Source organism: Paenibacillus sp. FSL R5-0912, from assembly GCF_000758605.1.
Classification (GTDB): domain Bacteria; phylum Bacillota; class Bacilli; order Paenibacillales; family Paenibacillaceae; genus Paenibacillus_AQ.
The window spans coordinates 5,521,432-5,542,771 of sequence record NZ_CP009282.1 but is presented as its reverse complement, the minus strand read 5'-3'; the positions used below and the strand labels follow the sequence as shown (position 1 = coordinate 5,542,771).

16 protein-coding genes are annotated in these 21,340 nt (G+C 51.5%); 13 read left to right on the top strand and 3 right to left on the bottom strand.

Annotation, left to right across the window (positions count from 1 at the left end):
• Positions 1–329: 329 nt before the first annotated feature.
• From R50912_RS23495 to R50912_RS23485, 3 genes are all read right to left on the bottom strand, one after another.
• Entirely contained in the window at positions 330–1,268 is a 939-nt protein-coding gene (locus R50912_RS23495; protein ID WP_052416647.1) for an ROK family protein, read from the bottom strand.
• Complete coding sequence (locus R50912_RS23490) at positions 1,258–3,084, bottom strand: class I mannose-6-phosphate isomerase (RefSeq protein ID WP_042238297.1); 1,827 nt, start codon at positions 3,082–3,084, stop codon at positions 1,258–1,260. The genes R50912_RS23495 and R50912_RS23490 overlap by 11 nt, the downstream gene beginning before the upstream one ends.
• A 111-nt stretch (positions 3,085–3,195) precedes the next feature.
• Positions 3,196–4,092: an AraC family transcriptional regulator gene (locus R50912_RS23485; protein WP_042238296.1), complete on the bottom strand. Its 897-nt coding sequence runs from the start codon at positions 4,090–4,092 to the stop codon at positions 3,196–3,198.
• A gap of 82 nt (positions 4,093–4,174) precedes the next feature.
• Here R50912_RS23485 and R50912_RS23480 point away from each other — a divergent pair, with 82 nt between their 5' ends.
• The 13 genes from R50912_RS23480 (at position 4,175) to nikB (ending at position 21,334) form a co-directional block, all read left to right on the top strand.
• The gene (locus R50912_RS23480) at positions 4,175–5,707 is read left to right on the top strand and encodes a response regulator transcription factor (RefSeq protein ID WP_042238294.1); all 1,533 of its coding nucleotides are present in this window, start codon (positions 4,175–4,177) and stop codon (positions 5,705–5,707) included.
• Between the two features lie 211 nt (positions 5,708–5,918).
• Positions 5,919–7,616: an extracellular solute-binding protein gene (locus R50912_RS23475; RefSeq protein WP_042238293.1), complete on the top strand. Its 1,698-nt coding sequence runs from the start codon at positions 5,919–5,921 to the stop codon at positions 7,614–7,616.
• Positions 7,613–8,503 carry an ABC transporter permease gene (locus R50912_RS23470; protein WP_042238291.1) on the top strand — a complete coding sequence of 297 codons (891 nt, stop codon included), beginning with the start codon at positions 7,613–7,615 and terminating at the stop codon, positions 8,501–8,503. The genes R50912_RS23475 and R50912_RS23470 overlap by 4 nt, the downstream gene beginning before the upstream one ends.
• 15 nt (positions 8,504–8,518) lie before the next feature.
• Positions 8,519–9,400: a carbohydrate ABC transporter permease gene (locus R50912_RS23465; protein ID WP_042238289.1), complete on the top strand. Its 882-nt coding sequence runs from the start codon at positions 8,519–8,521 to the stop codon at positions 9,398–9,400.
• A gap of 149 nt (positions 9,401–9,549) precedes the next feature.
• Positions 9,550–11,220 (top strand): sensor histidine kinase, encoded by a 1,671-nt coding sequence (locus tag R50912_RS23460; protein ID WP_052416646.1) that lies wholly within the window; start codon positions 9,550–9,552, stop codon positions 11,218–11,220.
• Between the two features lie 241 nt (positions 11,221–11,461).
• Entirely contained in the window at positions 11,462–12,328 is an 867-nt protein-coding gene (locus R50912_RS23455; protein ID WP_042238285.1) for a carbohydrate ABC transporter permease, read from the top strand.
• A 55-nt stretch (positions 12,329–12,383) separates the two neighbouring features.
• The gene (locus R50912_RS23450; RefSeq protein ID WP_042243084.1) at positions 12,384–13,217 is read left to right on the top strand and encodes a carbohydrate ABC transporter permease; all 834 of its coding nucleotides are present in this window, start codon (positions 12,384–12,386) and stop codon (positions 13,215–13,217) included.
• A 47-nt stretch (positions 13,218–13,264) separates the two neighbouring features.
• Positions 13,265–14,425, top strand: coding sequence for an efflux RND transporter periplasmic adaptor subunit (locus tag R50912_RS23445; RefSeq protein ID WP_042238283.1), 1,161 nt, complete (start codon positions 13,265–13,267; stop codon positions 14,423–14,425).
• 50 nt (positions 14,426–14,475) lie between these two features.
• A complete protein-coding gene (locus tag R50912_RS23440; RefSeq protein WP_156123283.1) occupies positions 14,476–15,795 on the top strand; it encodes an ABC transporter substrate-binding protein in 1,320 nt (439 codons plus the stop codon).
• A 24-nt stretch (positions 15,796–15,819) separates the two neighbouring features.
• The gene (locus R50912_RS23435) at positions 15,820–16,518 is read left to right on the top strand and encodes a response regulator transcription factor (protein ID WP_042238281.1); all 699 of its coding nucleotides are present in this window, start codon (positions 15,820–15,822) and stop codon (positions 16,516–16,518) included.
• Complete coding sequence (locus R50912_RS23430) at positions 16,511–17,599, top strand: sensor histidine kinase (RefSeq protein WP_042238280.1); 1,089 nt, start codon at positions 16,511–16,513, stop codon at positions 17,597–17,599. The genes R50912_RS23435 and R50912_RS23430 overlap by 8 nt, the downstream gene beginning before the upstream one ends.
• 24 nt (positions 17,600–17,623) lie before the next feature.
• Complete coding sequence (locus R50912_RS23425) at positions 17,624–20,155, top strand: hypothetical protein (RefSeq protein WP_042238279.1); 2,532 nt, start codon at positions 17,624–17,626, stop codon at positions 20,153–20,155.
• A gap of 240 nt (positions 20,156–20,395) precedes the next feature.
• A complete protein-coding gene (gene nikB, locus R50912_RS23420; RefSeq protein WP_231637699.1) occupies positions 20,396–21,334 on the top strand; it encodes a nickel ABC transporter permease in 939 nt (312 codons plus the stop codon).
• Positions 21,335–21,340 lie beyond the last annotated feature (6 nt).

Here is a 21,340-nt window from a genome sequence, read left to right as displayed (position 1 = left end):
CTGTAACGGATACCGGAAATAGTTGGATTTTGTACACTTGCTGATGGACGATGGAGCCCTGCGGCGGCAGTAGTTGGATAAACAGCACTTAAATTCTCCGATTTCACCCCAAGCAGCGAAAACGCACAATAGCAGATGTAGTTTATCCACTTGCTTCCGTATATTCCCTGGAAATGGACAAATTAAGATACGTTTTTCCACTTGTGATCCTGAGCTGGACGGGTGCAACGACGAAGGGCATGGCGAAAGCGCACAGCGAAAGCACATGGCGAATGCACATGGCGAAACGCCCGGCGAAGCACATGACGAAGCAATGGCGAAGCCCTCGCCTATACCTCGCTGAACATCCGGGCAATGCCGCGGAAGGTATAGGCAAGCACATGCTCTGCCGTGCGGACCGTCAAGGCAGGGGAAGAAGAGCTCTGCAAGCGGTTCAGCAAGGCAGGGCCGAACAGGTCATGGCTTTTGGAGATTTGCCCGCCCAGCATGATGAAGTCAGGACGGTAGCCGTCCACATAAGGCTGGAGCAGCTCTCCGAGCCGGGCTCCGAATTCGGCGAATACCCCGCGCGCGGAAGCGTTCCCCTGCCTGGCTTCATGAGCAAGCTCCTTCACATCCGTAGCCGTCTCCAGAATGCCCGCTTCACGGGCCAGCTTCAGGATGCCTCTCCTGGAGAACAGGTCATCCGCCCTGCCGTCAAGATAGGGCTGGTCATACAACCAGCCGTTCGGCGGGATACCCGGTCCGGATTCCATGATCCGGGAGCTGTCGATGAAGGCGGAGCCCAGGCCGGTTCCGAGCGTCAAGGCAATGAACCGCGCCCGGGGGAACTCGGCGCTGACACCAAGCGCAAACAGGCGGGCGTCATTCTCGAAGCGGATATCCATGTCCGGCAGCGGGCCGGCCTTCCCGGAGCTGCCTGCGGGCCAGCGTTCACGGAAGGCATGGAGCAGATTCAGCCCGTAAATCGCCTCGAATTTGCCGAGCCCCTGAATAAGGCAAATACCCTGCCTGTAATCGAAGGGGCCGGGAAAGGCCATCCCGATATGATAGAGGCAGTCCGTTACCGCGTCCCGGCGCTGGTGCTGATACAGGTCGTACTGGGCCTGAAAGATAGATATAAAATGGTCAAGGATCGTTTCCCGGTCCCGGTCAGCCAGGGCGGGAAACTCCATTTCACTGCCTTGCAGTGGAAGGCCGTCCTCCAGCACGCAGGTCTTAATAAAGGTTCCGCCCACATCCAGCGCAAGTACAATATTACGGCTCAAGGAAACTCACATCCCATGCTTTGGAGACACCAGCTTTGATCAGTCTGCAGGGGGCTGAGCCCAGATTGATGATCGTATATCCGCCAAGCACAGCCGGGAGAATATAAGATTCGGCGTAGTGCAGTTCAACAAACACCGCTTCGTCCGCAGCAGAGACAATCCGCACGGCCTCTCCTTCAACCAGATTATACATGGTCATTTCGCCATGTGTATGATCGCGCCACCGGTCCCGCAGGTGGAGCCGGTGAACATAGAACAGCAAATCGGCGCGTTGGCCCAGGACATATTCTTCATTCTCACCCTGCTGGTGGAGAAGTACCGGTGAGGGCATGAGCTGATCTTCAACCCAGGCGGTCTTCTTGGTGAAGTCAATATTATCGAAGGCGTAGTCCATATTGATCGGGCGGGGTTTGCCATCCAGGTCCTTGCGCAGAAAGTCATAGATTTTAAAGGTAAACCACCAGGTGGTCGAAGAAACCTCCAGCACCAGATTGTCTTTTCCAGCGGAATGAACCGTTCCGGGAGGGATCAGGAACAGATCTCCCTTCCGTGATTCGTAACGGTTCACATAATCGGTCAGCGGCAGCGGGATACCCGTCTGCTGGGCCTTAAGCACATCATGGCGGAACTGCTCCGGTGAGCAGGCCTCCGTAAGTCCCAGATATACTCCGGAATCTCCCTGCTGCTCCATGATGTAATAGGATTCCTGCTGGGCCATGAATTCATTGAACCGGCTGCGGATATAGTCCTGGGTGGGGTGGACCTGGCAGGATAAGTTGTCCCCGTCCATCGTGTCCAGATAGTTGAAGCGGATCGGGAAATAATCTCCGAACAAGCCGGTCAGCCGTTCCCCCAGGATCGTTGTATGTTCATTCTGCATGACCAGCAGAAAGGGAATCTCTATCTGCTTGCCTTCATAATCCAAAAGGATTGAATTCTCCGGGGCAATCGGCTCAAAGCTCCAGGCACAATTCACCCATTCTTCCGGCAGATCAGCCAGTTGTTTGAGGAATTGCCCGCCCCATACTCCCGGTGCATAAAAGGGCTTCACCCGCAGCGGCGACTTAGCGATCTCCGAAATCATATGGCGCAAGGCCGGCACTGGTGTCATGACCGGATTTTTCGGCTGATTCAGGTCAATATAATAGTCCATTTGCTCCAAGATTTGTTTACGGTACGTTTCCAGAATGGGCCATTCTACGAAAAGGGCGATTTTATATTTCTCCACGGCATCCCGGTTCCAGTTGAGTCCGAAATTGAGCAGCTCCTGCCGGTGGCCGGCCTGCTGGTATTCACGCGAGACATCCAGATAATAGGAAAGATCGAACCGGCCCTCTCCAAGCCAGTAAGCCCCCGGGCCAAAAACAATGCAGAATGAAGCCCGATCCGTACCCGGCGCCGCTTCATCCAGCCTGCGGGCGGCTTCTTCCCTGGCCCCGGCCCGGAAATAGTCCTCCAGGCTACCCTCTGTAAAATAACCAAAGGCGCGGTTATCCGTAATATTGGCGGCAAAATGTGTCCGCAGCTCTTCGCTCGTCTTGAGATAGCTGCCCGAGCCAATGAGGGTCACCGAATGGCCCCCTTGCTCCAGGGCATCGACGGCTTTTTGCAGAACAGCCTGAAACGGGGCGCCATGTGTTCCGTCAAAAGCAACATACCGCCTGCCGCTTCCCTTCTCACCGGCGAGTTGAAGCAGGGAGGCGGCAATTGCGGAATAACCTTCCCGGAGCACCGCAGGGGGTTCAGGCAAGTGTAAGCCATCCTGCGGAACAGGGAGGGGACTGCGTACAAGGTTGACCGGTCGTTTCTCAAACATTTTGGCACTCACTCCTTCTAAAGGTTTACAACCATTGTAAGGAGTAAGGCTGGGTTTTTCTTTGGAAAGGGCGTCTGATTTTTTGTACAATCCGGACATTTGGCGGTTTGGCTACAGGTTTTGCCTTCCGTCCGCAAACTGCAGTCTGCGGAACCGGGCGGGGGAGACACCCAGCTGTTTGGTGAACACGCGTGTAAAATAGTGCACAGATTCGAAGCCGCAGCGCTCGGCGATGTCTTTGATGGGGAGATCGGTGTGCAGCAGCAAATCCTTGGCTTGTTGGATTCTCCGTTCCTGAATATAATGGACAAAAGTCTGGCCCAGCCGAACCTGGAAGATTCTCGACAGATGGCGCGGGGAAATATCCAGTTCCCGGGCAACCTGGGCCATCTGCAGTGGGGAGGACAAATTGTCGCGGATATAAAGCTTGGCCCGCTCAAAATGGCGGTGCTCCCCGCTGACTTCCTCCATGGCTCCGGCCTGCGGATTAGATTCGGGAGAGAACGCCTGCGTGAAAGAATGCAGCAGGGCAAGCGCCAGATGGTTCATCGGCAGCCTGGACACTGCAGCCTCGCTTTCGGCAAGACTGAAGAGGGTAAGCCAGATTCGGGCAGAAAGCGCGGCATTCTCATGCGAGGCTATGGCTTGTCCACTGGCGGTGATATCCTGAAACAGCTTGCGGCAAGCCGCAGGGGTCCGGGATTCGTCAATTTCAAAGGCGATGAAGAACAGAACGAGCCCCTGCTCGCTGCGGATCTGGTGCCAGATACCTGGGCGCGAGCAGAACAGGGCTCCCGGCTCCAGGGGGTAGAGGACATCGTCATCCAGGTAAGAGCCCGTGCCTTGCTGGACATAGCAGATTTCAAAAAAAGAATGGCGGTGGAGGGAATTATTATAATGATTCGGCATGAAGCCCCAGTAGTGGATATGAAATGAGGTTTGTCCGTCACTGAGATTTGAGATATGCTGATTGAGAAGTGCATTGGCTTTCCGGTACGCCTGACGCATGGCGGGACCTCCTCATCATGAAAGGCTTCAACGAATAGAAAACGTTTGCTTTTGATTCTATCAGAGATCAGGAGGGAACTCTATGTATACCATATTGATTGTGGATGATGAGAAAATTGAACGGGACGGTATCAGAGGGCTGATAGCCGAAATGAAGTATGAGCTTCACGTCATCGAAGCAGAGAACGGGGAGAAGGCGCTGGAGTATCTTCGCCTGAACCCGGTGGACATTCTGCTCACAGATATCAAAATGCCATTTATGGGCGGACTGGAGCTGGCAGAGCAGGCAAGCCTGGCGCAGCCATCCCTGGAAATAATTATATACAGTGCTTACGGGGAATTTGACTATGCAAGGCGGGCTTTGTACACCAATGCTTCCAGTTATCTGCTGAAGCCGATTGATATGGATGAGTTCGCCGGGGTCATGTCCGGTGTGATGCAGAAATGTGCCGATAAGGCAACGCAGCAGCTGCGCACTGCCGAAATTATGCAGGGGTATCAAAAGGGTCTGGAATATGAGAAGGAGAAGTGGCTGACAGATTTGCTGAACGGGGTTAATGTCATCAGCGATGCTGGCACGCTGCCCTTTGGAGGGGGGACGGCTGCGCTAATGCTGATTGATTTCAAAGAGCGTTATTTTGACCGCAATTACGAGGCTTTTGAGGAAACGGTGCAACAGCTCACAGCCGGTGAATATGAACTGCTGAATTTGAATGAATATCAAAGTGTGCTGATTGTCCCTTGCCCGCCCAGTGGCGGCCGGGAGAAGATCAGGGGCATGAGCGAACGGATGGCAGAGCGGATCGCGGAACGGTTTTACCGGCATTGCTGCATCGTATTCAGTCCGGTGATCTCCGATTGGCAGGAGATTTCAGCCTGCTACGAGCAGATGGAGCAAACCTTGGACTATAAATTCTTTTTTGAGGATACGGTGGTACTGTTTGCCGGGGATGACTTTGCAGGCCGTATCCCGGATATTGTCAGCGCCGAGACGCTGATTGCGGACATCAACCAGTTTATTAATCTCGGAGAGCATGCGGGCGCTTCCAGAAGCATTGAGCTTCTGTTCAATCACTTGAGCAGAAATGGAAGCTCCTCCGCGATATACGTCAAGTATCTATGTTCCGACCTGGTGAGAAATGCGTTTGAACAATCGGGCCGCAGGCAGAAAACCGATTTTCAGCAAACGGTGGAGCGTATTTTCAAAAGCGATTCCATTCTCGATGTGAAGGAAGTGCTGCTGCAGGCACTCTCTGAGATTGAACCGGAGGGCGGCGCTCAAGGTGAAAGCAAACGCCATCTTGTACAGCAAGTCATCAGAATTGTGGAGAAGGATTTCAGGGATGATCTCAGTCTGGAGGCCATCGCCGGACGGGTATCGCTCAATCCGACCTATCTGAGCCATGTGTTCAAGAAAGAAACCGGGCAAAGCCTGATCAAATTCATCACCCTGCAGCGTCTGGAACGTGCACAGCATCTACTGGGCAGCACCAATATGAAGATCGTCGATATCGCTGAGAATGTCGGCTATTGGAGCTCCTCCTACTTCTGCCTGACCTTTAAGAAATATTACGGAATCAGTCCGCAGAAATACCGTGAAATGCTGGACGAATAGGATCATTTCAGGAGTAATCACCGAAGCTGCAGCCCTAGTTTGTAGGGCTGTTTGGTGTGAATTTTGCTTATGGATCTAACCGGTCTGCTTGTTGTTCCAAATTATTTGACGCAAATCCAAAAAAATTATGATATCACTCCATCCCGCGCTAATTTACAATTTAACTGTAAGCATGAAAGCGTTTTATAATAAAGATTCGGGAGGGGCATCTATGAGATTGAAGAAAATTCGTGTTATGGCTTTGCTGCTGTCCATGGTGATGATGCTTGGATTGCTGGCAGCTTGCGGCAGCAGTCCAAAGGAGGAGAAGGCTGCTGCGCCCGCCGGCAGTGAATCCACGAATGCCGGAGGCAATGAACCATCCGCCACCGCCAAGGAGAACGATGGACCCTTCAGCAAATATGAAGAACCCGTTACCGTGTCTCTGGGGAGACAGGGGGTATCAGGGAACAATCTGCCGGCAGGAGATACGCTTGAGAATAACAAGTATCTGAAATATGTTGAGGACCGCCTGAACGTAAAAGTGAAATACGATTTCTCGGTGGAGGACCTGGACGCCTACAACCAGAAGGTTACCCTGGCAATCTCAAGCAATTCCCTGCCTGACATTCTGGTGGTGGATGAGCAGCAGTTCAAGAGAATGGCCAAAGCGGGTATGCTGGCTGATCTGACCGAATTATACGATCAATATGCCTCTCCGCTGATCAAAGATTATTACAGCTCCTATACGGGAGACCGGGTGCTGAATACGGGAAGAATTGACGGCAAGCTGATGGCACTGCCCAATACCAATATCGACGGTAATTACCAGCTCCTGTGGATACGCCAGGATTGGCTGACCAAGCTGAAGCTTGAGGCGCCTCGTACGATGGATGAGGTTAAGACTGTTATTAAAGCGTTCAAGGAGCAGGACCCTGACGGAAACGGGAAAGCGGATACCGTTGGTCTTCTTGGCGATAAAACGGTGGTCGCAGACGGTGGCTTCTTCACCTTCGATCCGATCTTTAATGCCAATCATGCCTATCCAAAGAATTGGTTCAAGGATGAGGGCGGAAACATCATTTACGGTTCCACGACTCCAGAGACCAAGCAGGCGCTCTCCGAGCTGAGAGAGATGTATGCGGACGGGTTGATCGACAAAGAGTTTTTGACCCGGAAATACGAGGATAATGCCGGGCTGGTGTCCGGCGGCCGGGCAGGCATCCTGTTTGCCCCCTGGTTCGGAGGCTGGGCGTTGTCTGATGCAGTGAAAGCCAATCCGGAAGCGGACTGGGTTCCGCTGGCAGTACCGCTGGACGGGGACGGCAAACGGAATATCGTGCCTTCCACACCGTCCGGAACCTTCCTTGTGGTGAACAAAAAGGCAGAGCATCCGGAAGCCGCCTTGAAAATGCTCAGTGTGGAGTATGAAGGTATCCGCCTGATTGATCCGGTGGCGCAGGAGCTGTATAAGGATTTGGGTGTGGGCTGGCTCAATTACCCGATCAATGTGCAGCTGGATTATCAGGATTCCCTGGCACGCGATGTTCCGATTTATGAGAAGGCGATTCAGGATAAGAAGCTGGACGGTTTGCCGGCCCGTATCCTGCCAAGAGTCAAGGCCGTATTGAAGAATAATGAAAATCCGAAACAGGACATTCCCGCTTATGCGGATTCACTCGCCTTCTATACAGCGGCCTCCATCACCGGAGCGAAAGAAATTGTGAAGGTGGAGCCTATTTTCTACGGCAAGACGGATGCCATGCTCAAAAAGGGAGCCAATCTGGAAAAACTCGAAAACGAAACCTTTTTGAAAATCATCACCGGTACTTCTCCGCTTGAAGAGTTCGACAAGTTCGTCGAGACCTGGAAAAGCATCGGAGGAGAAGAAATCACCAAAGAAGTTGCTGAGGCAGTTGAGACACCATGAGAAACAGAGCTTCTATCTGGAATTACCACATCATGCTGCTGCCCGGCATATTGTTGCTTGTAGCGTTTAGTGTAATTCCTATGTTCGGGATTGTGATTGCCTTTCAGGATTTCCAGCCTACGCTTGGCATATTCCACTCTGAGTGGGTGGGATGGGAGAATTTCGCTTACATGTTCAGCCTGCCTGACAGCAGGCTGATTCTCGGAAACACCTTAACCATTGCTTTGCTGAAAATTATTGCCGGATTGGCTGTTCCCTTTGTATTTGCGCTCATGTTCCATGAAGTGGCCAACGTGAAATTCAAACGGACCATCCAAACGATTGTGTACCTGCCCCATTTTATGTCCTGGGTCATTCTCTCAGGAGTTTTGATTAACCTGCTAAGTCTGGACGGCATTGTCAATCAGATGATCGGGTGGTTCGGCGGCGATCCGATTATGTTCCTCCAGAGCAATCATTGGTTCCGCGTCGTTGTCGTGTCAAGCGATGTATGGAAGGAATTCGGATTCAATACGATTATCTATATCGCTGCCCTGACTTCAATCAACACCAATCTCTACGAAGCGGCCGCCATCGATGGAGCGAACAGATTTCAGCGGTTAACCAATATTACGATTCCGGGTTTAATGACAACAGTTATTCTGCTGGCGACCTTAAGCCTAGGTAATGTGCTTAATGCAGGCTTTGAGCAAATTCTCAACTTATATAATCCGATTGTCTATGAATCGGGAGATATCATTGATACTTATGTATACCGTTCAGGATTGCTTGAAATCCAGTACGGCCTGGCAACAGCGGTAGGTCTGCTCAAATCGGTAGTAAGCTTTATATTGATTGCCGCGTCCTATGGTCTGGCCGCCCGGTTTGCCAACTACCGTATTTTCTGACAGAGGTGATTTGCTGTGATCCGAGGAACCAGCCGGACTGTTGATATTGTGATTTATTGTATTCTAACCGTGATTGCTTTTCTTTCATTGGCCCCGGTACTGAACACCTTGGCTATTTCGTTCAGCGGCAAAGTGGCGGCCATGTCGGGGGAGGTCTTCTTCTGGCCGGTTGATTTCAATCTGGCCGCCTATGAATCCGTAATCAGGGACCGGAACTTTTTTATATCGTTTGGTGTATCCGTACAAAGAGTGCTGCTGGGCGGGGTCATCAACCTGCTGGTTACGGTGCTGATGGCCTATCCGTTATCCAAATCGAACAAACATTTTCCCGGCAGAAATATCTATATGTGGTTCGTAATCTTCTGTATGCTGTTCAACGGCGGGCTGATCCCATGGTATATGACGATCAATACGTACGGGCTGCTCGATTCCATCTGGGCGCTTGTGCTGCCTACCGCGGTTCCTGTATTTAATGTGATCTTACTGATGAATTTCTTCAAGGGCGTTCCGAAGGAGCTGGAGGAGGCTGCCGGAATGGACGGGGCAGGGGCATGGAGAACGCTGGTGACGATTTTTATCCCCATTTCCCTTCCCTCACTTGCAACAGTCACCCTGTTCTCGGTCGTCGGACACTGGAATTCATTCTTTGACGGGATGATCCTGATGAACCACAAGGAGAATTGGCCGCTGCAAACCTATATCCAGCAATTGATCATCAGCATGAATTCGATCATGAACACCACCGATCCGGAAGAGATCAAGCGTCTGTCCAATATGTCCAGCCAACTGCTGAATGCCGCCAAGGTCATGGTCTCGATGATACCGATTATGCTCATTTATCCGTTTCTGCAGCGGTATTTCGTCAGCGGAATCGTACTTGGTGCCGTCAAAGAGTAAGCGGAAATTGCATGTAAACGGGTGTCCCTTAAGCCGGAAATGGCAGGGGACACCCCTTTGTTGTTTCGGCCTGTGGATTGTTATTTGACGGGGGCAATGCTACTTTATAAGGAAAAGAGCTTAAGACAGGAGGGGTAGATCTGGAGCGCTTGGGCCGGTTCATCAGGGATCTAAGAATTAAGCATAAGCTGTTTGTCTCTTATTTACTCGTTATCATTGTTCCGCTCAGTGTGCTTGGCTGGTATTCGTATGATCAATCCAGGAATCTGCTTGTTCAGCAGGCCCGGCTGACCTTAACCGACAATGTGTCGGAAATCGCCGCCAATCTGGATTATAAGTTCGGCAAGCTAAGTGCCGCGCTGGACTCGTTCACTTTTAACTCCAGTGTGGTGTCCGTCTTCAACAATGATTACTCCGATAATTATTATTATATGTACAATGATCTGAATACCATCGTGGAGCCGTTGTTCAATACGCTTATGTTTCTGAACGAAGAAATCAGGCAGCTGACGGTTTATACAGGAAATAATATTACGGAACGGAAAAATACGATTCTGCCAATCGGCAACGTATCCGGGGAGCCTTGGTTTGAAGCAGCGATGGCAAGCGGGCAGACACAATGGATCAAGGAAGGTCCGGCGTTGTCCGCCGTGCGGAGAATGGTGGGTGGTTCGGGAACGCAGTATGACAACCTGATTTATTTAAGATTTGACAGCCAGGATATTTTTGCGGGCCTGACCAATGTAGTCTCCGGTGATTACGGCGTTCTGGTGGAGAATGGAGCGGAGGAGCCTGTTTTTGCTTATCAGAATGGGCTGCCGCCCTTTGAATCGGCCCAGGCGGCGGAAGGCAGAGCGAATGATTTCATCGTGATCTCCCAAGAGCTTAGCGCAACGGGCTGGAAGCTTGTCTTTTATATGCCCAAGGACTCGATCGGCGTCGACGCCAAGACAATTCTCCGCGCCACCATACTCACGGTCGGGATATGCCTGCTGATTCTGGTGCCGGCGGTCTGGCTGTTATCGAATGCTTTTGTGCGAAGGATCTACCGCTTGAACCGCACGATGAAAAGGGTGACCCGCGGGGATCTGCATGTAGACATTATTGTGGATTCGAATGACGAAATCGGTGAGCTGACGTCGCGTTTCAAGGATATGCTGCAAAGCCTGAATGAGCTGTTCAATGAAGTCTACCGCAGCAAGGTTGTGCAGAAGGACGCGGAGCTGAAAGCGCTGCAGGCCCAGATTAATCCTCATTTTCTCTATAACTCCCTGTCGCTGATCAACTGGAAAGCTATAGCTATCAAAGCCTATGACATCAGTAAAATCACCACGACCCTCTCCAAATTTTACCGGACGACCCTGAACAGAGGGCAAGATGTAATCAGCGTTCATGATGAACTGGAAAATACGAAATCTTATATTGATCTGCAGCTGATTATGCATGACCACAGCTTTGATGTGGTGTACGAGGTGGATCCGGAAGTTCTGGGCTGTCAAATGATTAAGCTGATTATGCAGCCTATTGTGGAGAATGCGATTGAACACGGTGTAGATAACAAACGGGAAGGACGCGGCAGGATAAGCCTGCGGGCTTGCTTTGAGGAAGACACCATTGTATTCGGCATTGAAGACAACGGTCCGGGAATGACCCGGGAAACCATGGATACGGTATTAAACAGGCAATCCAAATCGTACGGACTGTTCAACGCCCAGGAGAGAATCCGTATTTATTTTGGCGAAACCTACGGGATTACGATCAAAAGTGAAATCGGCCAGGGTACAACAGTTGAGGTGAGAATCCCCAGGAGGGAAAAGTAAAGAATAGGCAAAGTATGTCATTTGAGAATTCCTGATTCGTTTTGCGGAAAGGCATCTACCGCCAAAGAATTTGTGCACAAATAGCTGCGAATGGATGAGGCATCCGTTTGCGGCTTTTTTGCTATGTGGCGGGCTGCGGTAGTTTGCTTTGGGAATATCAGAGAATTTAAGAAAGTTTTAATCTTTACCCGACTTCTTCTTAAACAGTTTTTCCTATTCTTGAGGACAGGGAGGGAGTAGCTTGAAGAATTGGGCCCGTAAGGATTCATCGATTGCATGGTTATTTCTGGCACCCAGTGTGGCAGGGTTTGCACTGTTCTACCTGATTCCGTTTGGGATGGGCGTGTTCTACTCCTTCATGGACCGCACGGTGGGCGGGCAGTATGTGGGACTGCAGAATTACCGGGAGCTGATTGCGGGCGATTCCTTTCGCAAGGCAGCCTCGGGTACTTTCTACTTCAGCCTGGTGAGTGTTCCGCTGCTGATTGTACTGTCGCTTGGGTTGGCGCTGCTGCTCAATAGAAGCTTGTATGGTCAAAAATGGCTGAGAACTGCCTATGTACTCCCTCTTGTCGTTCCTGTCGCCTCCATTATCCTGGTCTGGCAGATCCTGTTTGACTGGAACGGGGCGCTGAATGCCTGGCTGAGCGGCTTCGGTCTGGCGCGGGTGGATTGGATGAAGACAGAGGCAGCGCGGAATGTAATCATAACGATGTATATATGGAAAAACATCGGGTATAACGTGATCCTGTTCTTGGCCGGACTGCAGCAGATCCCGAAGGATTACTACGAAACCGCCCAGATTGAAGGGGCTGGCCGACTAAGGCAGTTCCGGAGCATTACGCTGGTCTATTTAACCTCCACGATGTTTTTTGTCGTCATTATGTCGATCATTAATTCCTTCAAGGTATTTCGGGAGACATATCTGATTGCCGGACCCTATCCGCATGACAGCATCTATATGCTGCAGCACTTTATGAACAATATGTTCCTGTCGCTCGACCTCCCGAAGATGACGGCTGCGTCCACCTTAATGGTTGGCGGCATTCTTATCATCGTACTCGGGTTGTTCGCCATGGAACGCCGCTACCGGCGATATATGGAATAGAGGTGGAGAGGTCTTGCCAGTTGGTAAAGTCATACACAAGCTAGCGTTAACCGTCATGATGGGGGCGATTGCTCTCGTAATGTTGTTCCCGATTGGGGTGACCCTCATTAATTCATTCATGAGTACCCGTGAAATAGGGATCAATTACGGTCCTGTCGGACAAATGAACAAGGTTATGGAGGGGAGAAATGATCTCTTTGCAAATTTGAAATGGCTGCCGGATCAGGTATCCCTGGAGCAATACGGCAAGGTGTTGATGGACAGCCCGTTGTACCTGTCGTTGTTCTGGAATTCGGTATTCCTGGTGGTGCCCATCATTGCCGGACAGACGCTTATAGCTGCGCTTGCTGCCTATGCGTTCTCCAAGCTGAGATTCCGGGGTCGGGAATTCATGTTTCTTATCTATGTCCTGACGATGCTCATGCCCTTTCAGGTGACTCTTGTGCCCAATTACATCATGGCGGAACGGCTGGGGCTGCTGAATAGCTCAGTTGCCATTATCCTGCCCGGTATTTTTGCGGCCTTCGGTGTATTCATGCTCAGGCAGTTCATGCTGGACATTCCGTATGCCTATATCGAAGCGGCCAAGATGGATGGCGCCGGACATTTACGGATTTTCTATACCATTATTATTCCAATGGTTCAGCCGGGCCTGGCCGCACTCACGATTCTGTTATTCGTCGATTACTGGAATATGGTGGAGCAGCCGCTGATCTTCCTGGACGACCCGTTAAGGCAGCCCCTCTCGGTCTATCTGTCCAATGTCAGCAGCGAGAAGGGGCTTGCCTTTGCCGCTTCTGCCATCTATATGGCTCCGATGGTCCTTCTCTTTCTGTATGCGGAGACGTATTTCATTGAAGGTGTCCAATTGTCTGGGATTAAGGGGTAATGCCCGCGTGTGAGGGAACTTTTAAGGAAGGAGGAGAAAGACGGGATATGGAGATTACAGGGGTGCCGGCAGACCGCAGGCGCAAAAAAATAATCAGAAAGGCCTTCCTTCTGCTCTTGGGCGTGCTGCTCTTCTTCACCTTTTTCAGCAATACGCTGCAGTCCTTGACCTTGCCCAAAGTGACGACGGTCAAACCGGAGAGCCGTAGCCTTGAATTCACGCTGGAGGGCAGCGGGATGCTGCGGCCTGTGAGCGAAGCGCAGCTTCTGAATTCCAGCGGATGGAAGGTCCGGCAGATTCTTGTGAAGGAGGGGGACAAGGTCAAGAAGGGGCAGAAGCTGATTCTCTATGACAGCCAGACTGCTGAATCAGAGCTGCAGGATGAAATCACGCTCCTGGACAAGCAGAAGATCGAACAGCAAACTCTGCAGGATCAGTTCATTCAGACGTACCTGGAGGGGGATGAGCTTCAGATTCGCAGGGCCAGACGAGAGATTGAGGCGGGCAAGATTGATCAGGCCATGCAGACGCGTAAAATTGCTGATCTGAGAGAAAAGTTAACCAGTGAGCAGCAACTGAAGGCTCCATTCGACGGGATTGTAACCACGGTGAATGCCATTCCGGAGATGCTGTCTGCGGGGGAGCCGGATCTGGTCATCTCCAATAGCAGCAAGGGGTATCAATTTGATTTTACGGCGGATGCGGAGCTGTTATCCAGTCTCGGGGTCTCCTTAGGAGAGAAGCTAGAGGTGGAGGTTCAGAGTTCGGAGGGGCCACAGGTCCGCTCCGAACAGGGGAAGGTTACGGAGATCAAGGATGTTCAGGCGCGTATCGGCAGCTCACCTGCTGAGGAGAACGGCAAGACGGAGGAAATCCCTCAAAAGAATGTTTTTATGGTGCTGGAGGATGATTCGCTTAAGGGGGGTGAGCAGGTTCAGATCAAGCTGAACAAGCCGTCTCTTCAAGAGGGGCTGGTGGTCCCGAGTAAGGCTATCCACCAGACAGGGGAGCGCAGCTATGTGTACAAAATCGAGGAGCAGAGGGGGGCATTAGGCAATGTGTTTGTTGCCCGCGAAGTTCAGATCCGGTCCAGTACCACCAATGGTATAGACAGCGTCATCCAAACGGATAGCCTGTATGAAGATGAAATGATTATTCTGGAGAGCAGTGAGCCCTTACAGGACGGGAATCGCGTACGTCTCCAGTAAGCAGCAGTTGTACGACATACAATACGAAGAATCTTAGGAGGTATTGATAAATGAAGATGAAGAAGAGTTGGCTGGGCATGAGCCTTGCTTTTACCACCCTAATGACTGCATGCAGCCCTGGGAGCAGCGGGGAAGCTTCGAGCACAGGCGGGAAGACGGTCGTTACGTTATCCGTTGAGCTGGACACTGAATTCTACCGTGCTGTAGAGCAGAAGTTTGAAAAGGTCTATCCTGAGATTGATTTGCAGATTCAGGCTTACAAGGGGATCGGCGAGACTATGGAAGGGCCGGATTATGAGAAATATTTGAAAAGCACCGCTACGGCCCTGCTCTCGGGAAAAGGAGCCGACATTTATGAAACCGGCAGCCTGCCTGTCAGTGAATATGTGAACAAGCAGCTATTTCTTAATATGGAGGATTACTTGAAGCAGTCGCAAACCCTGAAGCAGGATAATCTTGCAATGAATGTATTGAATGCCCTGAAGCTGAATGGCGGCACCTATATCATTCCTTCGGGGTACAATCTGAGAGCGTTCATTGGAGATGGGGAAGCGCTCAAGCACACGAACGTAGACGATAAGAGCTGGACTTGGCAGGAATTCAATGCGATTGTCAAATCAATGATTGAAGCCGAGGAGAAGGCAGGCTCCGGTCATCGCTATGCGATCTCGGAGAATCCGCCGGAGGTCCTTCTTCAGGAGATGGTGGTGGACGGCTATAACCAGTTTGTAGATTCTGCTGCGCGGACAGCCAAGTTTGATTCCCCTGCATTCATATTTATGATGAGGCAAATTAAAGAGATGTATGACGATAAAGTGATGACCTCGAAGCCGGCGGAAGCCGGGAATCAATTGTTCTATTCCGCCGTTCTGCAAACCCCGGCCGATTTCGTCAATGTTCCGTATACTTATTTTGCCAATCCAAAGCTGCTGCATAAGCCACATAGCGGAAGCTCCGGCGCCATGCGGATTATTCCGACCTCCACATTTGCGATACAGGCCAAATCGCCGGTTGCAGATCATGCCTGGAAGTTCATAGAGTTCCTGCTCTCTGAGGAAGCGCAGTCCCTCCAGAGCAGAGAAGGCTTCTCCCTGCTCCAATCGGTGAATGACAAGCAGCTCAGTGAGCTTCAGCAGCAGGTGAAGAGCGGAACGTATAAGCTCCCAAGCGGCATGCCTGTAAGTGTGCCTGAAGGGCAGTTCAAGGAGTTTCAAGAGCTGATGAATACTGCGGATAACTTCGCCATGCTGGATTTCAAGATTCTCTCCATTCTCGGAGAAGAGATGGGCGCCTTCTTCAGCGGACAGAAAACAGCGGAGGAAGTGGCGAAGCTGATTCAGAATAAGGCGACCACATACCTGAACGAATAGATCTAGGCCTAGGAGGGTTCCGGTATGAAGAGAGTCACTATTCTGATCGCAGAGGACGAGAAAGATATTGCCGACCTGGTGGCCCTGCATTTGCAGAAGGAAGGGTATCACTGTATCAAAGTATCTGATGGCCAAGCGGCGGTGCAGGCAATTCAATCACAGTCCATCGACCTGGCGATCCTGGATATTATGATGCCGGAGCTGGACGGGTACGAGGTCACCCGCCAGGTGCGGGTGAAGCATAATCTGCCGATTATTTTTTTGAGTGCCAAGACCTCTGATTTCGATAAGATTACCGGTCTAGTGATGGGAGCTGACGATTATATGATTAAGCCCTTCAATCCTATGGAGCTGTTGGCCCGTGTCAATTCTCAATTGCGGCGTTCCCTGCAGTTCAGCCAGCCTCCGGCGGCCCATCTGACTTCAGTTCTGGAGCTGGGCGGGCTCATCATCTCCCCTGACCGGCACACCGTTACGCTGTATGGAGAAGAGATTGACCTCACACCCAAGGAATTCGACATCCTCTATTTGCTGGCGAGCCACTCCAAGCAGGTGTTTAGTGCAGAGAGCATATTTCAGCGGGTATGGGGCGAAGCGTACTATGAAAGCGGCAATACCGTGATGGTACATATCCGCACCCTGCGCAGGAAGCTGGGAGAGGATCAGAATAAGGACCGGTTCATCAAAACCATCTGGGGTGTCGGGTACACATTCAATGCCTAAGAGACTCCGGGGCTTCAGAGCCAGATTGGTCCAGTTACTGGGTGTAAGCATGCTCTTGTCAGGCAGTATGATCTATGGACTGTTTAAGCTGCTCCAGCTCTATTACGCCGGGGTCCGGTGGGAGGACCCGGAGGCAGAATTACGCCGGATGATCTTCAGGATCGGAGATTTCAATGTGTTCCTGATGCTGTTTATCCCCTTGATGCTGATATTCTTCTTCAAGTTCACCCAGCCGTACATCCGCTATCTTGACGAGATATCCAAGGGCATTCATCATCTGGCTAACGGAGAATTTCAGAATCAGGTGCAGATCGCCTCCAGGGATGAGTTCAGCGCAATCGCCGAGGATCTGAATGTGGCAGGGGCTAAACTGCAGGAGGCGGTCAAGAGGGGCGATTTCGCCGAGAGCAGCAAGGACCAGCTTGTCGTCAATTTGGCGCATGATCTGCGTACACCGCTCACCTCCGTGCTCGGGTATCTGGATCTGATTCTTAAGGATAAGCAATTGCCTATTGAGACGATCAGACATTTCGCTACCATTGCCTTCACCAAGTCCCAGCGGCTGGAGAAGCTGATTGACGGGCTGTTCGAGATCACCAGGATGAACTATGGCACGCTGCCTATGGTGAAGACACACCTGGATCTCAGCGAGCTGCTGAGACAATTGAACGAGGAGCTGTACCCGGTATTCGAGCGGAATGGCCTGACCTCCCGGCTGAATGTTACTCCGGGCTTAAGCGTCTATGGAGATGGGGATCTGCTGGTACGTGTACTAGGGAATCTGCTGACCAATGCCGCCCGTTATGGACAAGAAGGTGTGTATGTGGATATTAAAGGCCGTCTCGATTCAGGCGTAGTAGTGGTTGAGGTGATCAATTATGGAAATCCCATTCCGCCGGAAGAGCAGCCGCATATCTTCGAGATGTATTATTCGGGGGACCGGGCGCGGACACATCAGGAGGGCGGCACCGGTCTCGGTCTGTTCATTGCACGCAATATCGTAGAGCAGCATGAGGGGAGTTTGTCTGTAGAGAGTAATGAAATATGGACAAGGTTCGAGATGCGGCTGCCGCAAGCTTAAGCGAAGTTAAGGGAGGAGAGAATCATGTATCATTCCACGAGAAAATATGCTGTCGCCATGCTAAGCCTGGCGGTTCTTAGCCAATCCATCGCCTTCGGAGCCTATACGGCAGCGGCCGGACCTTCAGCGGGAACCGCGGCTTCAGCCGCCGTGTCCACGCTGGAGGGACTGGGGGCGGTCTCATTGAAGAGTGGCGTGAGTGTGAAGCTGCTGGACGCATCTCTTCAGCCCCAGGAGAGCGGGAATATTCTTACGTACACCTTGAATTACCACAACGGGAGCAGCAGCAACGTAAGCTTAATCGATTATTTCTCCAAGGTCACCACTTCAGGCGGCGCTGTTATTCAGGGCAAACCGGTGACAAGCAGTGCTGCAATCAAGTCCATTCCGGCGAATAGCAGCCAGCCGGTGACGTATTACGTCAATGCGGGTCAGGCTGCCAAAATAAACGGAGTCCGCATCTCCCTATTCGGCTGGGACTTCAGTCAGGCGAATTACCAGAAGAAGCTCGGGATGTTTACAATTCCGGGCTCCTACTCCACGGTAATCGCCAGAGGCCAGAGCAAGAAGCTGGTCCTGGGAGAGATGCCGGTTATCAGCAAGGCGGAAAGCCTGCAGATTGTTAAAACGAACGGAAAAGTGTACGCCAGGGTTGGGATGACCTTGTCCAATTTGGGTGCCAAGGTTCTTAAGGATACAGGCCTCAAGGGATATCTGGTATCCTCGGGCGGTTCCAGGTTTGAGCTGAACGCTGACCATGCTGATTACCCGATTCAGCCCAAGGAGAAAAGAACCCTGTACTATCTGGCAGACCTCCCTTCCTATACGAAGCTGGATAATATGTCCCTGCAATTTGTCCAGGAAGACAGCACGCTGCAAGTGAAACTTCCAGTTGCTCAATATAAGCTGCCCGCAGCGGAATTGCCTAACTTCACCGTACCCGTTAACGCAGTCGCCAAGCTCAAGGTGGGTAACCATACGATTGAGACCGGACTGGCAAGCGCGGCGGTGTATGCAGAGGACAATTTGGCAAAATGGAGCCTGAAGTTCCGTGTGCGGAACACAGGCAACCAGGCGGTGACCCTGCCGGATTACCCGTTCAGCCTAATCGCTTCCGAGGGATATAGCTATCCTGTGAGTAATGAAGCGCTTACGGGTCTGACGCTTAAGCCACTGGAAGAGCAGACGGTAGAACTCAGCGCAGAGTTGCCTCTGAAGCTGAATCAGGGCGTTCTCCAGCTACAGATGACTGAGCCGGCTGAAGCGAACCGGATCGCCTTCCCGGCGGCCTATTTTCAGATTCCGTATTCCTTGCAGCCGGATCACCTGCTGGCGACTGAATATCCTGTGCAGAATAGTCTGGGTAGCTTCGTAGTGAAGCTCGAATCGGTAGAACGCCTGCCGTGGTCGGACCAGGATCAGATAGTGACCAAGGTCAGCCTCCGGAACACAGGTGTGGCGAGTGTACAACTCCCGGCGCTTACAGCTCTTCTAAAGGCGGGAGATATGGATATCAGCGGCACTTCGCAGATGGTGATCGACGGTTCAAAGAGCCAGTTGGCTCCGCAGGAAACAGCGGTGCTGTATATCGCAGGGAACCTTCCTTATTCCTATAATCTCACGAAGCTGAAGATTATCCTCCAGTATGCTTCGGGAGAGGCCAAGGCGAATTTCCTTACACTTTTCACCAGCCAGTTGGGTAATACCTTAAGAACCGTTGCGGCCGGAGAGCCGTTCCAGTTTGAGCTGACCGGGAAGAAAGCAGAGGTTCTGGAGAGACAGACACGGATATATCCCGGCGCGGATTCCAAGCTGGTCTATACCGAGCTGGTGATGACAAACGAGGAATTACGGAGAACCCAGCCCGCGCAATTGGTGGGCTATTACCGGACCCCGGATCATCAGTATTTCGAAGCGGTAATCTCGCAGTCCGCCGCGGCCTTGAATGCCAAGGAGAAAAGTCTCGTGACTGTCTGGAGCAAGCTTCCGCCGGAGATCAATGCTTCGGAGCTAACCCTCTATCTCGGGGAAGGAATCTCTGGAGGCAAGCTGACCGCACCCGGGGGAGCGCCGACCGCCTACATTCATACCGTGGGCCTTGAGCTTAACCCGGCGAATCCCGCACCGCAGCCGTCCCTTCAGAAGCTGGAGCTGTTCCCGTACTCCCTGTCCGTGACCCAGGCTACAGCCACGATGCCCGAAGACCGGGAGTCCATAGAGGCACAGATGAACTACCGCGTAACCCGCAGTGAGCAGTATGTTACTGCAGCGAACGAACATAAGCTTGTGGTCCAGCTGATCGATCCGTTCGGACAGCCCTCGGAGAAGCTTCTCTCTCTGGGCGAAGAACCGGCCGGAGCCTTAGGCAGCTTGTCCTTCTCGCTGAACAACAAAGCGTATAAGACCCTTACCGGCGGAACGGTGCGGGTGAATATCTATGATGAGTTCCAAGGGAAGCGGATTCTGCTGGGAAGCCAGAGCTATCCTGTTACTTATGAGCGGACTGCTCCCCGGAGGACAGAGGTGGTTCCGGAACCCTCTTTCCCCGTTAACTGATGAATCGTTCGAAAATAAGGGATGTCGGGTATAGAAAGATGGAGTATCTGGAACTGAATCAATAGCATAGATGACAACAGCGGCAGTCTAAGACTTTATTTATTAAGTCTTGGTCTGCCGCTGTTTTTTATTAGAAGATATACACAATTTATCATATGCGAATTGAATTAAATAATTTTAAGACTATTAATTTAAAACATTTATGATATAATCGTAAATATTACGATTAAGGCTTTGGAGTTGAACGCCATTAAACAATATCTCTTACAACGCGTATTGCAGCTCATTCCCGTGCTGCTGGGCATCTCTGCCATTACCTTTGCGCTGATGCACTTAACACCCGGGGATCCGGCGGAGATCATGCTGCGTGCTGACGGCATTAAGCCTACACATGAAGCTATTGAGGCAACCAGACATGCTCTGGGTCTGGATGGGCCTATACATATGCAATATTTTCAGTGGTTGAACCGGGTGCTCCATCTCGATTTAGGTATATCTTACAGCAGCAGCCGTCCAGTGTTCACAGAGCTGATAAGCAGATTTCCGGCTACGGTACTGCTAAGTAGCTGTTCTGTATTGTCTGCTATTCTTATTGCCCTGCCTCTTGGAGTGGGATCTGCACTTTATCCCGGTAGAATGTTTGACCGGCTGGGAAGAGGTTGTGCACTGCTCAGTGTCTCCATGCCGGGATATTGGCTTAGTCTGCTCCTGATTTATTATGGTGCGGTGAAGTTTAAGCTGTTTCCTGTGATGGGAATGGATGGGGCAGCCAGTGTCATTCTGCCTGCATTTACATTGGGGTTTGGAATGGCAGGCGTCTACATCCGCTTGATCCGTTCTAGTCTCCTGGACGTTATGGGCAAGCGTTACATCACAGCAGCCAGGGCTAAGGGACTCCAGGAATGGAGAATCATCCTTCGGCATGCACTGCGTAATGCGCTTCTTCCGAGTCTTACCCTCCTTGGGGTTAATATAGCGGGATTATTGGGCGGTTCTGTTATTGTTGAAACTATTTTTTCCTGGCCGGGAATGGGCAAGTATGCCATCGAGGCGATTTTTGCCAAAGACTATATTGTCATTCAGGGTTACGTATTATGGATGGCTGTTGTCGTTGTCCTGATTAACCTGACAGTAGATTTGTTACATCTCCTGCTGGATCCGCGAATCAGGCTGCGGTGACGCTGT

Excerpts from the sequence above, each read along its gene's own strand:
- R50912_RS23490 (WP_042238297.1), bottom strand. The coding sequence starts at position 3,084 with ATGTTTGAGAAACGACCGGTCAACCTTGTACGCAGTCCCCTCCCTGTT.
- R50912_RS23485 (WP_042238296.1), bottom strand. The coding sequence starts at position 4,092 with ATGCGTCAGGCGTACCGGAAAGCCAATGCACTTCTCAATCAGCATATC.
- R50912_RS23480 (WP_042238294.1), top strand. The coding sequence starts at position 4,175 with ATGTATACCATATTGATTGTGGATGATGAGAAAATTGAACGGGACGGT.
- R50912_RS23475 (WP_042238293.1), top strand. The coding sequence starts at position 5,919 with ATGAGATTGAAGAAAATTCGTGTTATGGCTTTGCTGCTGTCCATGGTG.
- R50912_RS23470 (WP_042238291.1), top strand. The coding sequence starts at position 7,613 with ATGAGAAACAGAGCTTCTATCTGGAATTACCACATCATGCTGCTGCCC.
- R50912_RS23450 (WP_042243084.1), top strand. The coding sequence starts at position 12,384 with ATGATGGGGGCGATTGCTCTCGTAATGTTGTTCCCGATTGGGGTGACC.
- R50912_RS23445 (WP_042238283.1), top strand. The coding sequence starts at position 13,265 with ATGGAGATTACAGGGGTGCCGGCAGACCGCAGGCGCAAAAAAATAATC.
- R50912_RS23440 (WP_156123283.1), top strand. The coding sequence starts at position 14,476 with ATGAAGATGAAGAAGAGTTGGCTGGGCATGAGCCTTGCTTTTACCACC.
- R50912_RS23435 (WP_042238281.1), top strand. The coding sequence starts at position 15,820 with ATGAAGAGAGTCACTATTCTGATCGCAGAGGACGAGAAAGATATTGCC.
- R50912_RS23430 (WP_042238280.1), top strand. The coding sequence starts at position 16,511 with ATGCCTAAGAGACTCCGGGGCTTCAGAGCCAGATTGGTCCAGTTACTG.
- R50912_RS23425 (WP_042238279.1), top strand. The coding sequence starts at position 17,624 with ATGTATCATTCCACGAGAAAATATGCTGTCGCCATGCTAAGCCTGGCG.